The organism is Pantanalinema sp. (assembly GCA_036704125.1).
In the GTDB taxonomy this organism is placed as follows: domain Bacteria; phylum Cyanobacteriota; class Sericytochromatia; order S15B-MN24; family UBA4093; genus JAGIBK01.
Window position 1 is genome coordinate 1 of sequence record DATNQI010000044.1, and the last position, 7,832, is coordinate 7,832.

9 protein-coding genes are annotated in these 7,832 nt (G+C 66.7%); 8 read left to right on the plus strand and 1 reads right to left on the minus strand.

All coding sequences use genetic code 11. The features are described 5' to 3' along the window. From V6D00_06965 to V6D00_07000, 8 genes are all read left to right on the plus strand, one after another. Nucleotides 1-180, plus strand: a 180-nt coding sequence (locus V6D00_06965; GenBank protein HEY9898907.1) for a hypothetical protein, incomplete at its 5' end; no start/stop codon positions are given. 102 nt (nucleotides 181-282) lie between these two features. Further along, nucleotides 283-921 carry an IPT/TIG domain-containing protein gene (locus V6D00_06970; GenBank protein ID HEY9898908.1) on the plus strand — a complete coding sequence of 213 codons (639 nt, stop codon included), beginning with the start codon at nucleotides 283-285 and terminating at the stop codon, nucleotides 919-921. A gap of 16 nt (nucleotides 922-937) precedes the next feature. Continuing rightward, nucleotides 938-2,020: a hypothetical protein gene (locus tag V6D00_06975; protein ID HEY9898909.1), complete on the plus strand. Its 1,083-nt coding sequence runs from the start codon at nucleotides 938-940 to the stop codon at nucleotides 2,018-2,020. 68 nt (nucleotides 2,021-2,088) lie between these two features. After that, nucleotides 2,089-4,425 (plus strand): AarF/ABC1/UbiB kinase family protein, encoded by a 2,337-nt coding sequence (locus V6D00_06980; GenBank protein ID HEY9898910.1) that lies wholly within the window; start codon nucleotides 2,089-2,091, stop codon nucleotides 4,423-4,425. Further along, a complete protein-coding gene (locus tag V6D00_06985) occupies nucleotides 4,422-4,733 on the plus strand; it encodes a hypothetical protein (GenBank protein HEY9898911.1) in 312 nt (103 codons plus the stop codon). The genes V6D00_06980 and V6D00_06985 overlap by 4 nt, the downstream gene beginning before the upstream one ends. A 272-nt stretch (nucleotides 4,734-5,005) precedes the next feature. After that, a complete protein-coding gene (locus V6D00_06990) occupies nucleotides 5,006-5,311 on the plus strand; it encodes a 2Fe-2S iron-sulfur cluster-binding protein (protein ID HEY9898912.1) in 306 nt (101 codons plus the stop codon). 288 nt (nucleotides 5,312-5,599) lie between these two features. Continuing rightward, nucleotides 5,600-6,040: a helix-turn-helix transcriptional regulator gene (locus V6D00_06995; GenBank protein HEY9898913.1), complete on the plus strand. Its 441-nt coding sequence runs from the start codon at nucleotides 5,600-5,602 to the stop codon at nucleotides 6,038-6,040. 101 nt (nucleotides 6,041-6,141) lie between these two features. Further along, complete coding sequence (locus V6D00_07000) at nucleotides 6,142-6,894, plus strand: LysM peptidoglycan-binding domain-containing protein (GenBank protein ID HEY9898914.1); 753 nt, start codon at nucleotides 6,142-6,144, stop codon at nucleotides 6,892-6,894. 188 nt (nucleotides 6,895-7,082) lie between these two features. On the opposite strand, the gene V6D00_07005 is transcribed toward V6D00_07000, so the two are convergent. Further along, the coding region (locus V6D00_07005; GenBank protein ID HEY9898915.1) for a pyridoxal phosphate-dependent aminotransferase at nucleotides 7,083-7,832 on the minus strand (750 nt) is incomplete at its 5' end.

The following is a 7,832-nucleotide window of genomic DNA, read 5'->3' on the forward strand; positions in this document are numbered from 1 at the left end:
GCGCCGGCGGTGACGATCGAGTTCTCGGACAGCCCCGACGGCGTGAACGCCTGGAGCCCCTGGACGAGCAAGGTGACGGATCTGCGCGCCCGGTACTTCCGGTGGCGGATCACCCCGCCTGCCCAGACCACTTACTCCGGGCCGATCGTGACCCGGGTGCGGGTGGAATTCCAGCGCTAGCGCTAGGTTTCAGCCTAGCTGGGGTATAACGGAACACAACACGCCCAGGCGGACCCCGACACCAGGGGGTTCGCCTGGGGCCTTGATACCGGAGGAGCTCGGATGCGGCTCGCACGTTTAGCCATGGTGATGCTCGCGCTCGTCGGGGCGGTGGGTTGCGTCCCGAACGGAGCGCCCGGCACCTCGGGGGAGACGCCCCCCGGAGATGCAACGGGAGGCGAGGTGGGCGCGCCCGTGCTGCTGCGCCTGAGTCGCTCTGCATTCCTGCCGAACGAGCGAATCACCCTCTACGGCCAGAATTTCGCCTCCGATCCCGCGCAGAATCAGATCAACTTCGAGGGGGCGAGCGCTTCCGCCGAGATCGCGACGACCGAGAACCTCGTCGTCAGGGTCCCGGCCGGGGTCCGCTCCGGGGCGCTCCAGGTCGCGGTGCGCGGTCAGCGCACCGGGGTGATGTCCTACGTGGTCGATCCGCCCGAGGTCGCGACCATCAGCGCTTCGGCCGCCATGCCTGGCAAGTCCCTCACGATCGTGGGGCGGCGCTTCTCCCCGGTGCTCTCCGAGAACCTGGTCTCGTTCAACGGGACGCTGGTGAGCCCCGTCTCGGGGGGCAATGGCATTCTCAGGGTCATGGTCGAGGGCACGAGCGGCCCGCTCACGGTCCGCACCGACGCGGGCAGCAGCGATCCGCTCGATTTCGTGGTCATCCCGTCGCTCGACGGCAGCTTCGATCCCTCGTAGCAGGAAAGGAACAGACATGGATTTTCGTCGCGCGACACGCGGATGGCTGCTACTCGCCTGCACGATCCTCCCCCTGCTCGCCTGCGCCTCCGAGGATGACGGCCTGGTTGGCGTGGGGGGGAATACCGGCCAGACGCCGACTCCGACGCCGACCGCCGGCGGGGACGACCCCTTGCCGGCTGCCACCTTCAAGCCTCTCCCGACGCCGACTCCCACGCCGCTGCCGAGCGGCTTCGACAACAGCGGGACCCGCCCCGGCGCCGCTGCGGCCTATCGTCCCAGGGCCATCGGAATCGACCCGACCGGCTCCATTTATCTGGCCTCGGACCCCAACTCGGGCCCCCCCTATCGCCTGACGGTGATGGACGCCTTCACGACCGTGAAGGCCACCGCATCGCTCGGGGTGTTGCCCGAGCGCTTCGCCTTCGTAAACGGGGCCTACTACTTCGTGGGAGGCAACAAGCTCGTGACGATGACCACGGGCCACGCCGTCGCCTCCACCGAGACCATCACCGACGGGGATCCGTACTACCTCGGCCTGGCCTCCTCGCGCACCGGCAAGTGGGCGCTGGCCTACGGACCCACGGTCCGCGTCACCCATCAGGACGAGGCCGGCACGCCGGTCGAGACCTTCACCTTCCCCGGCGGCCTCAGGCCCCGGCGCATCGCCTTCGATTACTACGCGGGCGTGTGGGGCATTGCGGACACCACGCTCGCCAAGTTCGAGCGCGGGGCTCAGCCCAAGTCCTTCAGCGTGGCCGGGGTGGGAGACCTGATGGATCTGGCCGTGGACAGGGGGAGCACCGCCGATCGGTTCTGGGTGCTCGGGACGACGGGGATCGCGAAGTACAACCGCAACGGCGATCGCCTCGCCGGCCCCTTCTCGGCCTCGGGCAGCCGCATCTTCCTGGATGCCATGGGCCGACCCATCGTGGTGAGCGACGCCGACGGCAAGATCACCCGTTACAAGGTCGACGGCACGCCCGAGACGCCGATCAGCCTGAACGGGGGCTTCGAGGGAGCCGCGATGGACATCCAGGGGGATCTCTGGGTCTCGAGCCGCACCCTGGACAAGATCGCCCACACCCGGTTCGAGTAGCCGAAGTAGAGGGAGAACGCGCCGCCAGGCCTTTCGCCCGGCGCCGTTTTCGGGGATACTAAGGGGGTTTGCTCGCTCTCGACACGGCGGTTTTCCCCTTGCCCGAACGCTACGACCCCGAAAAAGCCGACCTCATGCTCCGCGCGCACCCGCTGCGGCTCTTGCGCCGCCTGTGGCTGCTGGTCCGCATTTGCGTCTCCTTCGCCTTCGTGGCCTGGCTCAATCGCCAGCCTTGGGCCTCGCGGGATCCCGAGCAGGTCAAAGAGCGCGAGCGCCGCGCCGCCGTGCGCTTCCGCGAGGTCTTGATCCAGCTGGGGCCCACCTTCATCAAGATAGGCCAGCTGCTCGCCACCCGGCCCGACATCCTGCCTCTGACCTACACCAAGGAGCTCGCCGCCCTCCAGGACCGGGTGCCCCCCTTCGAGACCAGCGTCGCCCTCTCGATCATCCGAGAGGAGCTTGGCAAGGACGCCCACTCGATCTTCGCCGCCTTCGACGAGGCGCCGCTCTCGGCGGCCTCCATCGGCCAGGTCTACCGCGCCCGGCTGCACTCGGGCGAGGAGGTGGTGGTCAAGGTCCAGCGCCCGAACCTCGAGGAGGTGATCGCGCTCGACCTCGCGATCCTGCGTCGCATGGCCCAGTGGGCCACGGGCAAGGACCTCAAGCGCCTCGGCGTCCCGGTCGCCAAGGACATGCCCTATGTCGCGATCGCCGATCGCCTCGCCAACAGCCTCTACGAGCAGATCGACTTCGTGCGCGAGGCCGAGAACATCGAGCGATTCCGCCGCAACTTCAGGGACTTCCCGATGGTCACGGCGCCAAAGCCGTACCGCGACTACACCACCACGCGGGTCCTGACCGAGGAGTACATCGAGGGCTTCAAGTTCGACGACTACGAGGGCATCAAGGGCGCCGGCCTGGACTACGTCGAGGTGGCGAACCTCGGGGTGCGCTCCTTCATCAAGCAGGTGCTCGAGGACGCCTTCTTCCACGCCGACACCCACCCGGGCAACATCCTGATCCGCCCCACCGGCGAGGTGGTCTACATCGACTTCGGCATGGTGGACACCCTGCCCCAGGACAGCCAGCACATCCTGGTGGACCTCTTCATCCACCTGGTCCACCTGGATTTCGACGGCTTCATCACCGACCTGATCAAGCTGGACTTCTTGCCCGAGAACGTCGATCGCGAGCGGATCCTGCCCATCGTCGAGGACATCTACACCACCCAGATGGGCCTGACGGGCGAGACCTACAGCCTCAAGGAGATCCTCGACCGGGTCAGCGAGGTCATGTACGACTACCCCTTCTTCCTGCCCGAGCGCTTCGCCTTCCTCATGCGCTCGGTGGGCAGCATGGAGGGGGTCGTGCTCGAGCACGAGCCCACCTACAAGTTCCTCAACGTGGGCATGCCCTTCGCCGGCAAGCTGATGCTCAACCCCGAGAAGCGCTTTTTGCGCGACAAGCTCTTCGCGGACCTGACCCAGGGCGATCGCCTGCGCCTGGACCGCCTGCTCGAGCTGTTCGAGTTCGCCGCCAAGGAGCCCACCTTCCGCATCGGCGAGCTGGTGCCCATGGCGGTGTCCTACCTGCTCTCAGCCGAGGCGCGCCCCCACCGCAACGCCCTGACCGTGTCGGTGCTCGCCCCCGAGATGATGGCCGAGGGCAGCGTGCTCGAGCGCCTCGTTTCGCGCCTCGCCTCGGATCCGAGCCTCGATGCCTTCGACGTGCTGATGCCGCTCTTCACCTTCCTCCAGACCCACGAGGGCCTGGAGTGGCTGGAGGTCGTCGTGCCACGCCTGCGCCACGTTTCCCTCGATGAAGGGCCCGCACGGCACGTGCTGCCCCTCGTCGCCGGCCTGAGCGGCCATCCCGAGGCCTCGCGCCTGATCGGGGCCGGCTTCGCCGCCTGCAAGGTGATGCTCTCCGACCGGGCGCTGAGCCTGCAGCCGGTGATCGACTGGTTCACAGGCTGGTTCGAGACCGACGAGGGGCGCGCGCTGATCGTCGAGGCGACGGCCTTCATGGCGGACCTGAGCCCGGCGCAGCGCGACGAGCTCACCTTCGTCGCGACGCTCGCGCTCGAGCATCCGGAGCTGGACCTCTCGGTGCTGGTGGGCCAGATCGCCGCCTTCCTCACCACGCCCGAGGCGGAGCCCGTGCGGGCGCTGGGCTTCGAGTGGTTCGCGAGCGGCAGGGCGGATCAGCCCATGGTCCAGCTCTTGCAGCGATCGCTCTTCGATCGGGCCATGCGCGGCGAGCTCGTCGCCTCGCTGCTGCCTACCCTGCGCTTCCTGAGCTCGCCCGGCGCGAGCGACACGCGCTTCCAGCTCATCACGAGCGCCTTCCGCCGTCTCACCGGCCTCCTGTCCATCGCCCCCTCCCCCACTTCTGGAGAAGCTTGAACACCATGCCCCTCGACATCGACCTCAGCCAGCTGCGCCTCTTGAGCGAGGCCTACCTCGCGACCCTTCCGCCCGTGGAGGAGGACGCCCTCGAAGTCATGCCCCCCATCCTCCAGCGCCTGCTCGATCAGGCCCAGGGTCAGATCGGCAACAGCGCCTTCAAGCTCGAGCTCGGCGCCGAGGATGCCGCGAGCCTCAGGGACGCCCTGCACGCGCAGCTCGACGTCGCGGTCGAGGAAGGCGATATCTTCGCCCTGGGCGAGCTGCCCGGCATCATCGCGCAGCTGGAGCGCGTCGCAGGCGCCTGAACGGGGTATGAGGAAAGCAGTCTGGGCTTTACGACAAGCTTGACAACATACTCCCGCCCCCCGGTGGGGCGGGGAGGGGTGAACGTCTAACGAAACTGTTCCATCAAGCCGCTTACAGCGGCCACCACAACACATGCCTGGTTTTGTTGGATGTGAGGTGGGGGGATAAGATCAAGTTCCTCATGCTCTCGGTGGGGACTCGGAACGTTTGGATCCCCCCACCCCTGACCCCGCCCCACCCGGGGGCGGGGAAAGACAAAGGAGCCCCCGGCATGATCGACGTGAAGTTCACGATTGGCGAAGAGACCCAGACCTTCTCCGTGGAGCAGGGGGCCAACCTGCTGTCGGGTGCGATCGAGGCAGGGGTCCCCGTCGAGTACGTCTGCAAGTCGGGTCGGTGCTGCACCTGCAAGGTCAAGGTGCTCGCCGGAGAGAAGAACCTCAGCGCGCCCACTCCCAGCGAGGCGCTGCGCCTGGGGCGCGACAAGCTCAAGCGGAACTGGCGCCTGGCCTGCCAGGCCAGCGTCAACGGTCCTGCCGAGGTGGTCCACAACGTCTTTCTCGGGGTGGGGCACTAACAAGAATGAGCCCCTTGCGCCGTTGCAAGGGGCTCTGAAGCTAGACCTCGAGGGTCTTTCGCACGCAGCCTGACCGAAGCGCGATGCGCCTTTGAATCGCAGTGGACTGGCTGAACGGTGAGATCATATTACCGTCTTTGCGAATGTTTGTAAAGCTTTATGACTTGCTTGTTCGGTTAGAACTATCGGCAGAGGGCCCACGGGGGCGTATAATGTGCCCAGGGCGGCACTTCACGATGAACGGCGCCAGAAGGCGCCACAAACCTTAGAGAAAGGGGGGACAGGCTCATGAGTATCGTAAATCCGCTCGGCGAATTCCTGCGCAGTTTCCGGCAAGCGCGTGGCCTGACGGCCATGGACGTGGCGCAGCGCTGCCAGATCCCCGTCTCGGCCGTCCTGGATGTCGAGCACGGTGACAAGCCCGACGCCGACACCATGCGAACCCTGTCCGAAGGGCTCGCGATCCCCCTGGTCGACCTGCACCGCGTGGCGCAGGGCGAGACGGTCGATCTTCCCGGTCCGGGGCCTGGCCCCATGCCGCCGGTGCCCGCGAGCCTCCCGGCCTCGGTGGTGGCCCCGGTGCACGAGGACTTCGACGGGATCGAGCGATCGCCGACCATCCTCGAGGCGGTGAGGGGCCTGAGCCCCGCCCAGATCGAGAAGGTCATGGACTACATCCAGCTGCTCAAGCAGGCGGAGCTCGGGCGCGCGCGATCGCTCTCCACCTAGCTTGCGCGCACCTCACAAGACAATGGACCGCCTTTTGATGAGAGGGCGGTCCATTTTTTGGGAACAAGGAACATGGCTCGGTTGTTGCGAGAGAGGTGGCCATGAACATCAACGTGAAGTGGGGCGATACCCTGAGCGGCCTGGCGGCGAAGTTCGGGACCACGGTCCAGAAGCTCGCCAAGGACAACGGCATCGCCGATCCGAACCGCATCTTCGCCGGGTCGGACCTCAAGATCGATGGTGACAGCGCCAAGACCGCGAACGGGGCCGGACGCTTCAACGCCTATCGCGGCGAGGGCGCGGGCGGGATCTCGCCGCTTCCGCCGGGCTACCAGCCGCCCGTCTCGGCCGAGGAGATCGCAAGCAAGCTCGGCGTGCCCCTGGAGAACGTCCAGCAGTACTGGCCGCACATCGCCAAGGCCATGGAGGACGCGGGGATCCACGAGCCTGAGGCCATGGTGGCGCTGCTCGCCACGGTCAAGGTCGAGACCGGCAGCTTCGAGCCCATCTCCGAGTACGCGAGCGGCCAGGCCTACGAAGGGCGCTCGGACCTGGGCAACACCGAGCCCGGGGACGGTCCTCGCTTCAAGGGGCGTGGCTTCATCCAGCTGACCGGGCGGGCCAATTATCGCGAGTACGGCGAGAAGCTGGGCATCGACCTCGAGCACAACCCGGACCTGGCCTTGGACCCGTCGGTTTCGGCCAAGATCCTGGTGCAGTACTTTCAGGACCGGAACATCCCGGAGAAGGCAGTGGCCGGGAACTGGGAAGGCGTGCGCCGGGCCGTGAATGGCGGCTTGAACGGCTGGAACGCCTTCAGCGACGCGGTCAACGACCTCTCGCGCCTCGCCTAGCAGCCCGAAAAATCACGAGAGCCCCCATCAGCTCTCTCTTCCCCCGCCCCCCGGTGGGGCGGGGTTGAGCGTCTAACAAAACTGTTCCATCAAGCCGCTTTTAGCGGCCAAGCTCGACACATGCCTGGTTTTGTTAGATGCGAGGAGGGGTGGGGGGATCTAATAAAGTTCCTTAATTTCGCCCGTCTTCACCGCAGCAGTGCTGCGCCGAGGCGGGCGATGCCTTCGGCGAGCACCGCCGGTTGGCTCACCCACGACAGTCGCAGCCAGCCTTCCGCCCCAAAGGCCTTGCCCGGCGTGAACACCACGTTGAAGTCATCGAGCAGCATGTATGCCGTCTTGATCGAATCCGCAGCGAAGGGCTCGGGCAGGCGCACCAGGCAGTAGAAGGCCCCTTCCGGGGGCACGAAGTCCAGTCCCGCCGCGCTCAGGTGCTGAACGAGCGTCTCGCGCAGCGCTGCGTAGTGGGGCCGATGCGCGCCCAGCATGCCCGGCGTGCGGAATACCTCGCCTGCGACGACCTGGGAGAAGGTGCTCGCCGCCGTGGTGATGAACTGGTGAACCTTCACGATCGCCGGCATGACGTGACTCGGGGCCAGAAGCCAGCCGAGCCGCAGGCCGGTGAGTGCATTGCTCTTTGAGAGGCTGTTGGCGACCAGGGCGTGGGGGTAGAGCTGGGCGATGGAAACGGGCGATTCGGGCGTGTAGTACAGCTCGCGGTAGACCTCGTCCGATAGCACCCACACTGGAGCGCCGGGCCGGTTCAGCAGGCCCTCGGCGAGGGCGCGCAGCTCGTGAGCGCTCCAGATCCGACCGGTAGGATTGCAGGGCGAGCTGAGAACGATCATGCGCGTATTCGGTCCCAGCGCCGCGAGGACCGTCGCGGCCGAGGGGGCGAAGCCGGTCGCGCTATCCAGCGTGACGGTCCTGCTCTTGAT

What these genes read in the sequence shown, in the direction of transcription:
- V6D00_06995 (HEY9898913.1), top strand. Translation starts at nt 5,600, where the DNA reads ATGAGTATCGTAAATCCGCTCGGCGAATTCCTGCGCAGTTTCCGGCAA.
- V6D00_06990 (HEY9898912.1), top strand. Translation starts at nt 5,006, where the DNA reads ATGATCGACGTGAAGTTCACGATTGGCGAAGAGACCCAGACCTTCTCC.
- V6D00_06975 (HEY9898909.1), top strand. Translation starts at nt 938, where the DNA reads ATGGATTTTCGTCGCGCGACACGCGGATGGCTGCTACTCGCCTGCACG.
- V6D00_07000 (HEY9898914.1), top strand. Translation starts at nt 6,142, where the DNA reads ATGAACATCAACGTGAAGTGGGGCGATACCCTGAGCGGCCTGGCGGCG.
- V6D00_06970 (HEY9898908.1), top strand. Translation starts at nt 283, where the DNA reads ATGCGGCTCGCACGTTTAGCCATGGTGATGCTCGCGCTCGTCGGGGCG.